Annotated in this window: 14 protein-coding genes and 1 pseudogene; 10 read left to right on the plus strand and 5 right to left on the minus strand. The window is 66.5% G+C overall.

Translation table 11 applies throughout. The features are described from left to right. Positions 1-46: 46 nt before the first annotated feature. On the plus strand, positions 47-733 hold the full coding sequence (locus ACTUWL_RS08115; protein ID WP_021076046.1) for a glutathione S-transferase family protein: 687 nt from the start codon (positions 47-49) through the stop codon (positions 731-733). Between the two features lie 64 nt (positions 734-797). On the opposite strand, the gene ACTUWL_RS08120 is transcribed toward ACTUWL_RS08115, so the two are convergent. Then, on the minus strand, positions 798-950 hold the full coding sequence (locus tag ACTUWL_RS08120; protein WP_106939875.1) for a DUF1127 domain-containing protein: 153 nt from the start codon (positions 948-950) through the stop codon (positions 798-800). Positions 951-975: 25 nt separating this feature from the next. Next, entirely contained in the window at positions 976-1,419 is a 444-nt protein-coding gene (locus tag ACTUWL_RS08125) for a nuclear transport factor 2 family protein (protein WP_021076045.1), read from the minus strand. Positions 1,420-1,568: 149 nt separating this feature from the next. Here ACTUWL_RS08125 and ACTUWL_RS08130 point away from each other — a divergent pair, with 149 nt between their 5' ends. Continuing rightward, complete coding sequence (locus ACTUWL_RS08130; protein ID WP_021076044.1) at positions 1,569-2,483, plus strand: LysR family transcriptional regulator; 915 nt, start codon at positions 1,569-1,571, stop codon at positions 2,481-2,483. Between the two features lie 166 nt (positions 2,484-2,649). Here ACTUWL_RS08130 and ACTUWL_RS08135 read toward each other — a convergent pair whose 3' ends face one another. Further along, complete coding sequence (locus ACTUWL_RS08135) at positions 2,650-3,270, minus strand: glutathione S-transferase family protein (RefSeq protein ID WP_021076043.1); 621 nt, start codon at positions 3,268-3,270, stop codon at positions 2,650-2,652. A 174-nt stretch (positions 3,271-3,444) separates the two neighbouring features. Here ACTUWL_RS08135 and ACTUWL_RS08140 point away from each other — a divergent pair, with 174 nt between their 5' ends. Beyond that, positions 3,445-4,710, plus strand: a complete 1,266-nt coding sequence (locus tag ACTUWL_RS08140; RefSeq protein WP_021076042.1) for a flavin-dependent oxidoreductase — start codon at positions 3,445-3,447, stop codon at positions 4,708-4,710. Positions 4,711-4,867: 157 nt separating this feature from the next. On the opposite strand, the gene ACTUWL_RS08145 is transcribed toward ACTUWL_RS08140, so the two are convergent. Together ACTUWL_RS08145 and mutY are read right to left on the minus strand one after the other, a co-directional pair. Then, positions 4,868-5,287 carry a PaaI family thioesterase gene (locus tag ACTUWL_RS08145; RefSeq protein WP_021076041.1) on the minus strand — a complete coding sequence of 140 codons (420 nt, stop codon included), beginning with the start codon at positions 5,285-5,287 and terminating at the stop codon, positions 4,868-4,870. A gap of 71 nt (positions 5,288-5,358) precedes the next feature. Continuing rightward, positions 5,359-6,450 carry an A/G-specific adenine glycosylase gene (mutY, locus tag ACTUWL_RS08150; protein WP_021076040.1) on the minus strand — a complete coding sequence of 364 codons (1,092 nt, stop codon included), beginning with the start codon at positions 6,448-6,450 and terminating at the stop codon, positions 5,359-5,361. Positions 6,451-6,524: 74 nt separating this feature from the next. Here mutY and ACTUWL_RS08155 point away from each other — a divergent pair. The 7 genes and pseudogenes from ACTUWL_RS08155 to ACTUWL_RS08185 all read left to right on the plus strand — a co-directional run bounded on the left by ACTUWL_RS08155 (position 6,525) and on the right by ACTUWL_RS08185 (position 14,091). Beyond that, a pseudogene (locus tag ACTUWL_RS08155) lies at positions 6,525-6,810 on the plus strand (type II toxin-antitoxin system RelE/ParE family toxin). Then, on the plus strand, positions 6,782-7,105 hold the full coding sequence (locus ACTUWL_RS08160) for a HigA family addiction module antitoxin (RefSeq protein WP_021076039.1): 324 nt from the start codon (positions 6,782-6,784) through the stop codon (positions 7,103-7,105). The pseudogene ACTUWL_RS08155 and the gene ACTUWL_RS08160 overlap by 29 nt, the downstream one beginning before the upstream one ends. Before the next feature lie 32 nt (positions 7,106-7,137). Continuing rightward, positions 7,138-7,617, plus strand: coding sequence for a DUF721 domain-containing protein (locus tag ACTUWL_RS08165; protein ID WP_035649377.1), 480 nt, complete (start codon positions 7,138-7,140; stop codon positions 7,615-7,617). A gap of 123 nt (positions 7,618-7,740) precedes the next feature. After that, complete coding sequence (locus ACTUWL_RS08170; protein ID WP_021076037.1) at positions 7,741-8,397, plus strand: DsbA family protein; 657 nt, start codon at positions 7,741-7,743, stop codon at positions 8,395-8,397. A 344-nt stretch (positions 8,398-8,741) separates the two neighbouring features. Beyond that, positions 8,742-12,206, plus strand: coding sequence for a chromosome segregation protein SMC (smc, locus tag ACTUWL_RS08175; RefSeq protein ID WP_021076036.1), 3,465 nt, complete (start codon positions 8,742-8,744; stop codon positions 12,204-12,206). Positions 12,207-12,309: 103 nt separating this feature from the next. Beyond that, entirely contained in the window at positions 12,310-13,317 is a 1,008-nt protein-coding gene (locus ACTUWL_RS08180; RefSeq protein WP_021076035.1) for a small ribosomal subunit Rsm22 family protein, read from the plus strand. A 213-nt stretch (positions 13,318-13,530) separates the two neighbouring features. Further along, positions 13,531-14,091, plus strand: a complete 561-nt coding sequence (locus tag ACTUWL_RS08185) for a LemA family protein (RefSeq protein ID WP_021076034.1) — start codon at positions 13,531-13,533, stop codon at positions 14,089-14,091. The last annotated feature ends 14 nt before the right edge of the window (positions 14,092-14,105 follow it).

A 14,105-nucleotide genomic window follows, 5' to 3' on the forward strand; every position in this document is an offset into this window, starting at 1 on the left:
GCCGCGCCCCGATCTCGCCGGTCACAAGAACCAAGGGAGTCCCTTCATGATCAAATTCTATTTCAATGGCGCGCCGAACCCGAACAAGGTCGCGCTGTTCCTCGAAGAGTCCGGCCTGCCGTTCGAGGCGATCCCGGTCGACACCCGCAAGGGCGAGCAGTTCGCGCCTGATTTCCTGAAGGTCAATCCGAACGGCAAGGTGCCGGCGATCGACGACGACGGCATCTTCGTGTTCGACTCCAACGCCATCCTGCTCTACCTCGCCGAGGAGCACGGCAAGTTCCTGCCCGCCAACACGCCGGCGAACCGCGCCGCGACGCTGTCCTGGCTGATGTTCATCGCGACCGGCCTCGGCCCGTATTCCGGCCAGGCCGTGCATTTCAAGCATTTCGCGCCGAAGGACCTCGACTACGCCAACAACCGCTATCAGTACGAGGCGCACCGCCACTACAAGATCCTCGACGATCACCTGGCGAAACAGCGCTACATGGTCGGCGACAGCTACACCATCGTCGACATGGCGTTCTGGGGTTGGGCGCGGATGGCGCCGTTCGTCCTCGGCGAGGAAGGCTACGCAAAATATCCGAACGTGAAGCGGCTGGTCGACGAGATCTCGGCGCGGCCGGCGGCGGCGCGCGCGATCGCGCTGAAGGACAAGCACACCTTCAAGGCGGAGATGGACGACGCGGCCCGCGACATCATGTTCGGCCATCTCAAGAACAAGGTGGCGTGAGCCGCCTTTGAACGCTACGCGGGGTGGGCGCGCTGACGCGTTGCCCACCCTGCATTTTTGCAAGTTACGGCGGCCAATACAGCCTTCCCCTGTCGCACCGGCCGTGAGAAATGTCGGCGCGGCAGACGCCGATATCCTGCATTTCACGTTCGCTCATGATGGCGAGTTGCCGCCACGCGCGGCGGTCCTCACGCCATTGTCTGAACCGGACCAGCACCGCCGCGCATGCGGCGATCAGCCGTTCAACCCGCCGCGCGAATCTCGGCGGCCGGAAACGGACCGAGGGCCCTCTCGGTCAAAACCGAGTCGCAATATTCCCTCACCTCCTTGATCCTGCCGCCGTCGAAGCGGAACACCAGACAATAATCGTTGTCGTAGCGCTGACCTTCCTTGGTGAGGTTGTTGCCCTTGGCCTCGACTACAACGATGTCGCCGTCGGCGATGATGCGATGCGCGACGGTGCGGCCGCGCTCGACCAGCCTGGAGCGGACATGGCCGTGCAGATCGGCCATGATCGATTGCTTGCCGGTGAAGGTGCGCGACCAGGAATACTGCCCGGTCACGGTCCAGATCGCGTCGTCGGCGAGCGTCGCCATGAACAGCGATTTCTCGCGTACCGCGGGATCGGGACTGCCCGCGATCACGAACATCTCCTGCACCAGTTTCTTGTTGTCGGCTGCGCTCATGGCGCGTCTCCTGTGATTGGTTGCCTTGGTCTCAGGCATCTCCTTGTGCGAACCGCTCACTGGTTCGCGTGAGAACGCCTTGCCTGCCGATCCTGCGGCGCCGACGCGCATTCTTCCAATCGATAGGTGGTATGATATATATTCACCTGATGAATTTGAATTCGCTTGACCTCAACCTGCTGGTCGCGCTCGACGCCTTGCTGCGCGACGCCAGCGTCAGCCGCGCCGCGATGCGGCTCAATCTGTCGCAGCCGGCGACGAGCCACGCGCTGCAACGGCTGCGCGACCTGATCGGCGATCCCTTGCTGGTGCGCAACGGCGCGCGGATGGAGCTGACGCCGCGGGCGCAGGCGCTGCGCTCGCCGCTGGCGCAGGCGCTCGACCAGGTGCGTACGCTGTTCGTCTCCGACGAGTTCGACGCCGCGCGCAGCGAGCGGCATTTCCGCCTGATGATGCCCGATCTCGCGGTCGAGCTGTTGATGCCGCCGCTGATGGAGAAGGTGACGCGGCTGGCGCCGAACGTCACCATCGACGTGGTGCCGTGGCGGAGCTCGACGATCTTCACGCCCGACTTCGCCCGCACCATCGATCTCGTGATCTCGATCGGCAATTCCTTCAAGGGATTTCACCGCCAGCGGCTCTACACCGACCTCGATGCACTCGCGGTGCGGCGCGGCCACCCGGCCGGCGCGAAGCTCAGGAAGCGCGAGGCGTTCCTGGCGGCGCGGCATGTCGCCGTGATCATCCGCGGCCACAACGAGGATCTGATCGACACCTGGCTGCGCACCAAGGGCATCGAGCGGCGGATCGCGCTGGTGGTGCCGGGCTATATCGAAGCGCTGCACGTCACCGCGCGCACCGACCTCGTCGCCTTCGTGCCGCGCCGGCTGATTGCGGCGCTGTCGAAGCAGCTGTCGCTGATGACGGTGACGCCGCCGCTCGATCCCGGGATCGACGAGCAGCACATGTTCTATCCGACGCGGGCGCAGATGGATCCGGGCTCGATCTGGCTGCGCAAGCTGATGCTGGAGACCGGACGGGAGCTGGAGATGGGGAAGGTGTGAGGCCCATGATCCATCCCCGATATCGTCCCGGCAAAGGCCGGGACCCATAATCACAGCAGTTAAACGGGATGAACGACTGCGGCCCCAGCGTCGCACCACAATTCAGATTTGGGGTTATGGGTCCCGGCCTTCGCCGGGACGACACCGAGGTATTGGCCGCTCTGCCCTACGCCCTCTGCTCCGCCAGCACCTTCTGCACCGCCGGACGGCCCTCCATCGCCGCACGGTGCGCCTTCACCTTGGGCAAGGTCGCGATGTCGACGCCGTCGCCGTCGAGCCAGAGCGTGAGCGCGTAAAGGTACGCATCGCCCACCGTGTAGCCCTCGCCCATCACCCACGGCCCCTTGAGCATGTCGCGCTCGATCAGGTTGAAGCAGGCGCCCATGGTCTTCGGGACCATCGACTTCATGTCGGCAAACGAGCTCTCCTGGGTCGCCCAGCGCGCGCCGCGCATCTTGTGGGCGTGGCAGACATGCACCGTCGAGCAGAGATAGGAGTTGAACGACTGCAGCCTGGCGAATGCGAAGGCGTCGTCGAGCGGCGCGAGCTTCGCCTGCGGATAGGTCTGCGCGACGTAGGCCAGCATCGCCGGCGTCTCGGTCAGCACGCCGTGCTCGGTCACCAGCGTCGGAACGCGGCCCTTGGGGTTGATCTTGAGATATTCCGGGCTGTTCTGCTGGTTGTTCTTGAAGTCGAGCCGCTCGACCGTATAGGGCGCGCCGGCTTCGGCCAGCGCGATGTGGGTGGCGAGCGCGCAGGTGCCGGGAGCGGTATAGAGCTTGAGCATGTCGATGTCCTCTACGGGCCTTGTCGGCTCGTTGCGAACCCGGCCCTTGGCTTTTTATGGAATGCGGCCGAGGTTAGCGACGACGTCCCTTGCCGTCCACCCCGTGGGGGGCCGCGGACCTTGCCCGCGGCGGGGCCGCCGTGCGATGACCATGGCCAATCGAGAGGGCTTTTCATGACGGTGCTCATTGCAGGTGGCGGAATTGGCGGGCTGACGCTGGCGCTCAGCCTGCATCAGATCGGGGTGCCCTGCCGCGTGTTCGAGAGCGTGCCCGAGCTAAGGCCGCTCGGAGTCGGCATCAACGTGTTGCCGCATGCGGTGCGCGAATTGATCGAGCTCGGCCTGCACGACGTGCTCGATACGACCGCCGTGCGCACAAGCGAGCTCGCCTATTTCTCCAAGCACGGCAAGCCGATCTGGAGCGAGCCGCGCGGGCTCGAGGCCGGCTATAAATGGCCGCAATTCTCGATCCATCGCGGCCGCCTGCAGCAGCTGCTGCTCGATGCCGCGACCGAGCGACTGGGAGCCGCCAACATCCTGACCAGCCATCACCTCACCGGCTGGACCGAAACGGCAGACGGCGTCCGCGCCGACTTCATCGACCGCGCCACCGGCAAGCCGGCGGGCAGCCATGACGGCGCGGTGCTGATCGCCGCCGACGGCATCCATTCGGCGGTGCGCGAGAAGCTCTATCCGCAGGAAGGGCCGCCGATCTGGAACGGCCGCATCCTGTGGCGCGGCATCACCCGGGCGAACTCCTTCCTCACCGGCCGCACCATGATCATGGCCGGGCACGAGACCCTGAAATTCGTCTGCTATCCGATCTCGAAGGAGGCCGGCGCCGACGGCAAGTTCGATATCAACTGGGTCGCCGAGCGGCACATGCCGCCGACCTATCAGTGGCGCCGCGAGGACTACAACCGCAAAGCAAAACTCGACGAGTTCCTGCCGTGGTTCGAGAACTGGAATTTCGACTGGCTCGACGTGCCCGGCCTGATCCGCAACTGTCCGCACGCCTATGAATATCCGCTGGTCGATCGCGACCCGATCCCGCAATGGACCTTCGGCCGCGTCACGCTGATGGGCGACGCCGCGCATCCGATGTACCCGATCGGCTCCAACGGCGCCTCGCAGGCGATTCTGGATGCACGCACGCTGACCCGCGAGATCCTGGCGCATGGCCCGACGCAGGCCGCGCTTGCCGCTTATGAGGCCGAGCGGCGGCCCGCGACATCAGACCTCGTGATGCTGAACCGCCGCAACGGTCCCGAGCAGGTGATGCAGCTGGTCGAGGAGCGCGCGCCTGACGGCTTCAAGGTGGTCACCGACGTGCTGTCGCAGCAGGAACTGGAAGACATCGCCGCCAACTACAAGCGCGTCGCCGGCTTCCAGGTCGAGGGGCTGAACGCCAAGCCGCCAATCGTTCAGCGACCGGGCTGATTTGGGCTAACAAGGCCGGATCCCCGTCATTGCGAGCGAAGCGAAGCAATCTATCGCGCGGCATTCGCGGAGGCATGGATTGCTTCGTCGCTATCGCTCCTCGCAATGACGGATGAACCGCTTCAGGGGCGACGGACTGCTTGTTGCGCACGCGGCGTCACCGCAGCGCCCGCACCGCCTCCACCAGGCGGATGCTGCTGCTCGCCGTCGCGAGCAATGCGCCGTCGGCCGAGGTCAGCCGGCCTTCGACGAAGGCGATGGTCTTGCCGAGCTGAGTCACCGTCGCCTCGCCGGTGACCAACCCGGGCTTCGCCGGCGCCAGGAAATTCACGGTCATCGTGATCGTCGTGGTGAAGAGCCTGCCCTCGGTCATCACGAACACCGCCGGCCCCATGGTGTCGTCGAGCATCGCGCTGAGCATGCCGCCCTGGATAAAGCCGGCCGGATTGCAGAAATCCTGCTTGCCGTCGAAGGTCATCCTGATCCAGCCGTCCTGCGGACGTGCGTCGGCCAGGCGCCAGCCGAGCAGTTTTGCGACCGGCGGCATCGGAATTTTATCGAGCGCAGTTGCGATCATGGCGACCTCCGTTGTGACGGAGGTGATAGCCGGGCGCTGCTGCCAGCATGGTGTCAGCAGGCCGTCATCTTCTAGAGGTCGAGCCCGTGCGCGATGACCTTACGCATCACGTTCGGAAATGCCTCGCCGTCGAGCGTCGCCACCGGCACCCAGCGCATGCCCTCCGGCGCGCGGGTCCGCGACGTAACGCTGGCGGTGTAGACGACGAGCTCGAGCGGGAAGTGCGTGAACACATGGCTGACGATTCCAGCCTTGCGATGCCAGCGGGTGACGCCCTTGAGTTCCGGCGCCTGCGCCAGCGCGGCGGCATCCTCCTGCCCGGCGAGCCATTGCGAGCCCGGCACCTCGGTCATGCCGCCGAGCAGACCCTTTTCCGGGCGCGAGCGCACCAGCAGCTCGCCGCCACGCGTCACCACGAAGGCGGCGCCGCGGCGCAGCGCGCCGCTTTTCTTCGGCGCCTTGCGCGGGAATGTTTCCTGATCACCGCGGATGCGGCCTGCGCAATCGTCATTCAGCGGACACAATGCGCAAGCCGGCTTCTTCGGCGTGCAGATGGTGGCGCCCAGATCCATCAGCGCCTGCGCACTGTCGCCGGCGCGCGACGGCCCGAGCAACGTCGTGGCCATCTCCTTGATCAGCGGCTTGGCCTGCGGCAGCGCCTCCTCGATGGCGTAGAGCCGGGTGACCACGCGCTCGATATTGCCGTCGACCGGCATGGTGCGCCGGTCGAACGCGATCGCGGCGATCGCCGCGGCAGTGTAGGGCCCGATCCCGGGCAGCGCACGCAGGCCCTCCTCGGTGTCCGGAAATGCCCCGCCATGATCGCCCATCACCGCGACCGCGCAGGCGTGCAGGTTGCGCGCCCGCGAATAATAGCCGAGCCCGGCCCACATCCTCAGGACGTCGTCGAGCGCGGCGCGGCCGAGTGCGGTGACGTCAGGCCAGCGCGCCACGAATTTCTCGAAGTAAGGTCCGACCGCCCGCACCGTGGTCTGCTGCAGCATGATCTCGGACAGCCACACCCGGTACGGATCAGACCGCTCCCCGGCCTTCGCGCGCCACGGCAGGGTTCGGCGATGCCGGTCATACCAGGCGAGCAGCCGTGCCGGGCGGTCAGGCGCATCCTGTTGCGGTCTTTGCTTGGTCGCTCGTGACGGGGACACGCTTCTTCCTCTGGGTTCAGGCCCGGCCACCGGCTAATCATTGCGCACTATGACGCGACGCGTTATAGTGCGCAATGATCCAGGGTTTCGCCGATCCCGAGACAGCATTGATCTGGTCGGGCCGGCGCAGCAAGAGATTTGCCGCCAGATATCCAGAACGTTGCGCTCAGGAAACTCCGCCTTCTGAATCAAGCCCGCGCTTTGAGCGACCTGCGCGTGCCACCCGGTAACCGCCTCGAAGCACTGAGGGCGGACCGGCTGGGTCAGCACTCGATTCGGATCAACGATCAATGGCGTATCTGCTTTGTATGGGATGAGGGAGGACCGGCACATGTCGAAATCGTCGACTACCACGACTAAGGGCGGATTGCTCCACAACCCCCATCCCGGCGAAATCCTGCTTGAGGAGTTCCTCAAGCCGATGGGCCTCAGTCAGAATGGGCTGGCGCGCGCCGTTCATGTGGCCCCGCGCCGCATCAATGAGATTGTGCTGGGCAAGCGCGACATCACCGCCGATACCGACCTGCGGCTGGCACGCTATTTTGGCCTATCGGAGGGGTTTTTCCTTGGGCTGCAGATGGACTATGACCTGATGCAACGGCGCCGCGAGATCGACCGGGATCTCAAGGCCATCCGTCCACGTGCGGCGGCCTGATGGCGGCCGGGCATCGTGCTATAACCCGTCCCATGTCCAAACCCGGCCCGATCAGCGCAAAGCCCCTGTCGATCCTGCTCAGCGACGTCTTCACCGATGCGTACGCAAAGCAGGGCTTTGCCGCGCGCGAACTGGTGCTGCGCTGGACCGAGATCGCGGGCGAGCGGATCGCCACCTTTTGCGAGCCGATGAAGATGCAGTGGCCGCGGCCGGTGGAGGGGCAGCCGCAGGAGCCGGCAACGCTGGTGCTGCGGGTCGAGGGACCGATGGCGCTGGAGATCCAGCATTCCTCCGATGTCATTCTGGAACGGGTGAACCGCTTCTTCGGCTGGCACGCGGTCGGCCGCCTGACGATCCGGCAGGCCCCGCTGTCGCGCCGCAGCCGCCCGGCGCGGCCGCGCCCGCCCGACGCTAAATCCGTGGCTCGGGAGGCGGCCGATCTTGCCGCCGTCGAGGACGACGACCTGCGCGCGGCGCTGGCCCGGTTGGGCGCCTCGATCAAGCGAAATTGACGCTTTTCGATGGCTTTGCCGCGAGTCCCCGGCATTGCCACAATGGCCGTTTCAAGCTAGCGAAGGCTTCTTTTTTGGGACCCCCTTCATTGTGGCGTGAATGCGCCAATCCGGGAGCTGACCTTGATCATCACGCGCCGCGCCTTCACCACCGCTCTCTCGCTGACCGGCCTTGCCGCCCTCGCCGGCCTGTCGCCGCTGCGCCTGATCACCGATGCATTCGCGCAGACCGCCGCCGAAGTCGCCAAGCCGCAGTCGCTGCCGGACATGGGCCTCGGCCCGCAGGACGCCAAGGTGACGATCGTCGAATACGCCTCGATGACCTGCCCGCACTGCGCCAATTTCAACGAGACCGTGTTCCCGAAGATCAAGTCGACCTACGTCGACTCCGGCAAGGTGCGTTACGTGTTCCGCGAATTCCCGCTCGACATCAAGGCCGCCGCGGGCTCGATGCTGGCGCGCTGCATCGCCAAAGACGACGCGCCGAAATTCTTCGCCGTGATCGACCTCTTGTTCCGCCAGCAGAACGACTGGGTGGTGAAGAACACCACCGAGACGCTGACGCGGATCGGCAAGCAGGCTGGTCTCAGCCAGCAGCAGGTCGAGGACTGCCTGAAGGATCAGAAGCTGCTCGACAAGATCGCCGCCGACCAGAAATACGCCAACGACGTGCTGAAGGTGAACTCGACGCCGACCTTCTTCATCAACGGCGAGATGCTGAAGGGCGAGACCTCGTTCGAGGAATTCAGCAAGCATATCGATCCGCTGCTGAAGAGCTGATTGCGCCCTATCGAGCCTGACACCATCGTGCCCGATTTGAGTCGGGCACGATAATTGTGGATGACTTGCGATCCCCACATGCGGCGATCGCATTATTTCGTTGTTGAAAACCTGATTCGCCCGATGCGAATCTCCGAGGGCATGCAGAGTTCATAAAACCCCTGCAAATCCCTCGCAAATCCCTTGGGAAAAGCTGGGTCAAGCGGTTGCCCTGACGCGCAGGCATCGCCATTGTCGCCGCTCATGAGAGCTGCACGCAGCTATTCACCCCAGACACCGACATTGCCATCCATGGTATTGTCACGGCAGGGAGATTCGCGCCCGGCCAAACGAGATTTGTGTACATGAAGCTCACGCGCCTCCGCCTGCACGGTTTCAAGTCGTTCGTTGAACCCACCGATTTCATGATCGAGCCGGGCCTGACCGGCGTCGTCGGACCGAATGGCTGCGGCAAATCCAATCTCGTCGAAGCGCTGCGCTGGGCGATGGGCGAGACGTCGCACAAGTCGCTGCGCGCCGCCGACATGGATGCGGTGATCTTCGCCGGTTCCGGCAACCGTCCGGCGCGCAACCACGCCGAAGTCGTGATGACGATCGACAATTCCGATCGCTCGGCACCGGCCGCCGTCAACGACAGCCAGTTGCTTGAAATCTCCCGCCGCATCGAGCGCGAAGCCGGCTCGGTCTACCGCATCAACGGCCGCGACGTGCGCGCCCGCGACGTGCAGATCCTGTTCGCCGACGCCGCCACCGGCGCGCGTTCGCCGGCCCTCGTCCACCAGGGCAAGATCGGCGAGATCATCCAGGCCAAGCCGGAGCAGCGGCGCCGCGTGCTGGAAGACGCCGCCGGCGTCGCCGGCCTGCACGCCCGCCGTCACGAGGCGGAACTGCGGCTGAAGGCGGCCGAAACCAACCTCACCCGCGTCGAGGACGTGATCGGCCAGCTCACCGGCCAGATGGAAGGCCTGAAGAAGCAGGCGCGCCAGGCGATCCGCTACCGCGAGGTCGCGGCCAAGGTGCGCAAGTCCGAAGCCATGCTGTTCCACCTGCGCTGGATCGGGGCCAATGCCGACGTCAACGACGCCGCGCGGACCCATGATCTCGCCGTGCGCGAGATGGCGGAGCGCACCCAGCATCAGGCGGAAGCCGCGCGCATCCAGGCGATCCGCGCCACCGAACTGCCGGCGCTGCGCGATGCCGAGGCGCGCGCCGCCGCCGGCCTGCAGCGCCTGACCAATGCGCGCGAGATGCTCGACCGCGAGGAGCAGCGCGCCAAGGAGCGCGTCGGCGAGCTCGACCGCCGCCTCACCCAGTTCGCCCAGGACATCGCGCGCGAGCAGCAGCAGACCTCGGATGCCGACATCGCGCTGCAGCGGCTCGACACCGAAGACGCCGAGCTGAAGGAAGAGATCAAGTCGCGGGTCGAGAAGCGCTCCGGCGTCGACGAGCGCGTGGCCGAGGCCGAGGAGATCCTGGCCGCGACCGAGCGCCAGTTCTCCGAGCTGACCACGCAGCTCGCCGATCTCACTGCCAAGCGCAACCAGCTCGAAGCCGGCGTGCGCACGCATCGCGACCGGCTGGCGCGGCTCGATCAGGAGATCGCCAACGTCCAGGCCGAGGAAGCCAAGCTCGCGCAGGAGACCGGTAATCTCGGCGACATCGACGCGCTCGCCGCCGCCATGGAGATGGCGCAGCAGGCGCTCGCCGAATCCGAGGCCGCCGTGCAATCCAGCGAGGCCCACCACGCCGCCGCACGGCAGACGCTGGAAGCCTCCCGCAATCCGCTCGCCGAGGCGGAGAAGCGCGTGCAGCGGCTCGAGACCGAAGCCCGCACCATCTCCAAGCTCGTCACCAGCGAAACCAAGAACCTGTGGCCGCCGATCATCGACGGCATCACGGTCGCCAAGGGCTATGAGAAGGCGATCGGCGCCGTGCTCGGCGACGACCTCGACGCCCCCGTGGATTCCTCCGCGCCGATGCGCTGGACCAATGTCGGCGAGGCCGCGGGCGATCCTTCTCTGCCCGATGGTGTCGAGCGGCTGGCCGATCACGTCCAGGCACCGCCGGAGCTGGCGCGCCGTCTCGCCCAGATCGGTGTCGTTGCCAAGGAACGCGGCGCGGCGCTGGTATCGCAGCTGAAGACCGGCCAGCGGCTGGTGTCGCTCGAAGGCGACGTCTGGCGCTGGGACGGCTTTGTCGCCGACGCGCATGCGCCGACCGGCGCTGCGCGCCGCCTCGCCGAACGCGCCCGCCTGGTCGACATTGAGCACGAGCTGGAACAGGCCCGTATCGATGCCGCCGCCAAGCGCGAGGCGCTGGAGACCGCCGAAGAAGAGCTGCGCTCGGCGTCCGCCGCCGAGGGTGCCTCGCGCGAAGCCGTGCGTGCCGCCCGCCGCGAGACCGATGCCGCGCGCGAGCGCCATGCCGCGACCGAGCGCGAGATCAACCGCCACGCCGCGCGCAAATCGGCGCTGACCGAGGCGCACAGCCGTGTCGCCGCCGACCGCGCCGAGGCCGAAGCCGCCCATGAGAGCGCCGCTGCCGCGCTTGCCGAATTGCCGCCGGGTGTCGAGACCGAAGCCCAGCTCGCCGCGGTTCGCGCGGAGATCGACAACCAGCGCCGGGCCGCGGCGCAGGTCCGCGCCGAGGCGCAGGCGCTCGCCCGCGAAGCCGAACTCGCCGACCGCCGCGTGCAGGCGATCGTCGCCGAGCGCAATGAGTGGCAGACCCGCAAGACCAGCGCCGCCTCGCAGGTTGAGACCGTCGAGGCCCGCATCGCCGAAGTGTCGGCCGAGCGTGAAGAACTTGCCAATGCGCCCGAAGTGTTCGCCGAGAAGCGCAGCGCGCTGATCACCGAGATCGAGCACGCCGAGGGCGATCGCCGCATCGCCGCCGACGCGCTCGCAACCGCCGAAGCCGCGATGGCGGAAACCGATCGCGTCGCCAAGGCCACGCTCGAAGCGCTGTCGTCGTCCCGCGAAGCCACCGCCCGCGCCGAAGAGCGCATGGAAGGCACCCGCCGCCGCCTCGCCGACATCGAGCGCGAGATCCACGACATGCTCGAGGTCGAGCCCAGCGCGGTGGTCGGCATGGCCGAGATCGAGCCCGGCGCGGAGCTGCCGCCGGTCACGCAGGTCGAGGAAGAACTCGAGAAGCTGCGGCGCGACCGCGAGCGGCTCGGCGCCGTCAACCTGCGCGCCGAGGAAGAGCTGAAGGAAGTCGAGACCCAGCACACCGCGCTGACCACCGAGCGCGACGACCTGGTCGAGGCGATCAAGCGGCTGCGCCAGGGCATCCAGAGCCTCAACCGCGAAGCGCGCGAGCGTCTGCTGACCTCGTTCGAGACCGTCAACAACCACTTCAAGCGGCTGTTCACCGAGCTGTTCGGCGGCGGCGAAGCGGCGCTGCACCTGATCGAAAGCGACGATCCTCTGGAAGCCGGCCTCGAGATCATCGCCAAGCCACCTGGCAAGAAGCCGCAGACGCTGTCGCTGCTGTCGGGCGGCGAGCAGGCGCTGACCGCGCTCTCGCTGATCTTCGCGGTGTTCCTCACCAACCCGTCGCCGATCTGCGTGCTGGACGAAGTCGACGCGCCGCTCGACGACCACAACGTCGAACGGTTCTGCAGCCTGCTGCACGAAATGACCGGTTCGACCGACACGCGCTTCATCATCATCACGCACAATCCGATCACCATGGCGCGGATGAACCGGCTGTTCGGCGTCACCATGGCCGAACGCGGCGTCTCGCAGCTGGTCTCGGTCGACCTGCAGGGCGCGGTCGACATCCTCGACCAGAACGTGGCGTAGGATACGATGTCGTCATTCCGGGGCGGTGCGCAGCACCGAACCCGGAATCTCGAGATTCCGGGTTCGGCTGCGCCGCCCCGGAATGACGTAGAAATGACGGCACATGACCTCACCGGACCTACCTGCTGAACTCCGCGCGGCCCTCAACGCCCGGCTCGAAGGCCTGTCGCGCAGCGACGCCGCCGGCCGTGCAGCCATTATCTCGCAGACCTATCGCGAAGGCGGCGGCTCCGGAACGATCAGGACCGAGACCGATGCGCTGGCCTACGCCGTGGCGCGGATGCCCGCGACCTATGCCGCCGTGGTGGCGAGCCTTAATGCACTGACGGAGATCCGGCCGGATTTCGCGCCCACCAGCCTGCTCGATGTCGGAGCCGGGCCGGGGACGGCGAGCTGGGCGGCTGCGGAAGCCTTCCCGTCGTTGCACGAGTTCACTCTGCTCGATGCCAATGAGGCCCTGCGCACGCTGGCGCTCGACCTCACGCGCCGGAGTGACCGCCTGCGCCGCATCACCTACGAGCTCGGCCAGGCCCGCGTTTATGCAGCGCATGCCGAGGCCGCCGATCTCGTGATCGCGAGCTACATCATCAACGAGCTCGGTGATGCCGAACGCAACGCGCTCACCGATGTCATGTGGGAGCAAACGAAGGATACCCTGCTGGTCGTCGAACCCGGCACCCCCGCGGGCTACGCGCGGATCATCGCGCTGCGCGCGCGATTGATCGCCGCCGGCGCGCATGTGATTGCCCCCTGCCCGCATGACGGCGACTGTCCGCTGGTCGCGCCCGACTGGTGCCATTTCTCGCAGCGGCTGCAGCGCTCGCGCGCGCACAAGCAGGTCAAGGGCGCCGACGCACCGTTCGAGGACGAGCGCTTCGCCTATGTCGCGCTGAGCCGCGCGCGGGTTGAGAACCGACCATCGCGCGTGCTCGCGCAACCGGATGTCGGCAAGGTCGAGATTGCGGCCAAGCTGTGCACGGCGGAGGGCGTCGCCGTCGCCAGGGTCCCCCGACGCGCCAAGGCCGACTACGCGCGCGCCCGGCGCTGGCGCTGGGGCGATGCGGTCGAGACCAACAGCCTGCGTCGTCCCGGCGAAGGCCGGGACCCATAACCACCGATCTCGGTCGTGAAGCAAAGCCGACGCCGCTTGTGCCCTTTCCACGGGCCGCGGCGTATGGGTCCCGGCCTTCGCCGGGACGACGCCTTTGAACTAATTGGACACCATCACCGACCAACCCTTTGCCCACCTTTTCGCGGCGGGCTGCCCTGCGCCCCGATCTTGGGCTACGGTGCCGCCGTCTCGTCCATCAGGAGTTGCCCTGTCATGTCGACCAGCTGGATCGTTATCGGCGTCATCGTCCTTCTCGTGCTGTTTGCGTTCGGCGCCTACAACCGGCTCGTCGCGCTCGGCCAGCGGGTCAGCCAGGCCTTTGCCGACATCGACGTGCAACTCAAGCAGCGCCACGACCTGATCCCGAATCTGGTCGAGACCGTGAAGGGCTATGCCTCCCATGAGCGCGGCACGCTCGACGACGTCATCAAGGCGCGCAATTCGGCGATCTCGGCACAGGGGCCGGCCCAGGTCTCGGCGGCGGAGAACCAACTCTCCGGCGCGCTCGGCCGCCTGATCGCGCTGTCGGAGGCCTATCCGGACCTCAAGGCCAACGCCAATTTCCAGCAGCTCGCCTCGGAGCTGTCCGACCTCGAGAACAAGATCGCCGCCAGCCGCCGCTTCTTCAACAACGCGGTCCAGGAATACAACACCGGCATCCAGCAGATGCCGGCCGCGTTGTTCGCCGGCATGTTCGGCTTCACCCGCAAGGATTTCTTCGACCTCGGCGCCAGCCGTACGGAAGTCGAGGCGGCACCGAGCGTGAAGTTCTGAGGCGCAACGCGCTC

The organism is Bradyrhizobium sp. WCU1 (genome assembly GCF_053474805.1).

What these genes read in the sequence shown, in the direction of transcription:
- ACTUWL_RS08160 (WP_021076039.1), top strand. Translation starts at nt 6,782, where the DNA reads ATGTCGAAATCGTCGACTACCACGACTAAGGGCGGATTGCTCCACAAC.
- ACTUWL_RS08130 (WP_021076044.1), top strand. Translation starts at nt 1,569, where the DNA reads ATGAATTTGAATTCGCTTGACCTCAACCTGCTGGTCGCGCTCGACGCC.
- ACTUWL_RS08145 (WP_021076041.1), bottom strand. Translation starts at nt 5,287, where the DNA reads ATGATCGCAACTGCGCTCGATAAAATTCCGATGCCGCCGGTCGCAAAA.
- ACTUWL_RS08180 (WP_021076035.1), top strand. Translation starts at nt 12,310, where the DNA reads ATGACCTCACCGGACCTACCTGCTGAACTCCGCGCGGCCCTCAACGCC.
- smc (WP_021076036.1), top strand. Translation starts at nt 8,742, where the DNA reads ATGAAGCTCACGCGCCTCCGCCTGCACGGTTTCAAGTCGTTCGTTGAA.
- ACTUWL_RS08135 (WP_021076043.1), bottom strand. Translation starts at nt 3,270, where the DNA reads ATGCTCAAGCTCTATACCGCTCCCGGCACCTGCGCGCTCGCCACCCAC.
- ACTUWL_RS08165 (WP_035649377.1), top strand. Translation starts at nt 7,138, where the DNA reads ATGTCCAAACCCGGCCCGATCAGCGCAAAGCCCCTGTCGATCCTGCTC.
- ACTUWL_RS08185 (WP_021076034.1), top strand. Translation starts at nt 13,531, where the DNA reads ATGTCGACCAGCTGGATCGTTATCGGCGTCATCGTCCTTCTCGTGCTG.
- ACTUWL_RS08140 (WP_021076042.1), top strand. Translation starts at nt 3,445, where the DNA reads ATGACGGTGCTCATTGCAGGTGGCGGAATTGGCGGGCTGACGCTGGCG.
- ACTUWL_RS08115 (WP_021076046.1), top strand. Translation starts at nt 47, where the DNA reads ATGATCAAATTCTATTTCAATGGCGCGCCGAACCCGAACAAGGTCGCG.
- ACTUWL_RS08125 (WP_021076045.1), bottom strand. Translation starts at nt 1,419, where the DNA reads ATGAGCGCAGCCGACAACAAGAAACTGGTGCAGGAGATGTTCGTGATC.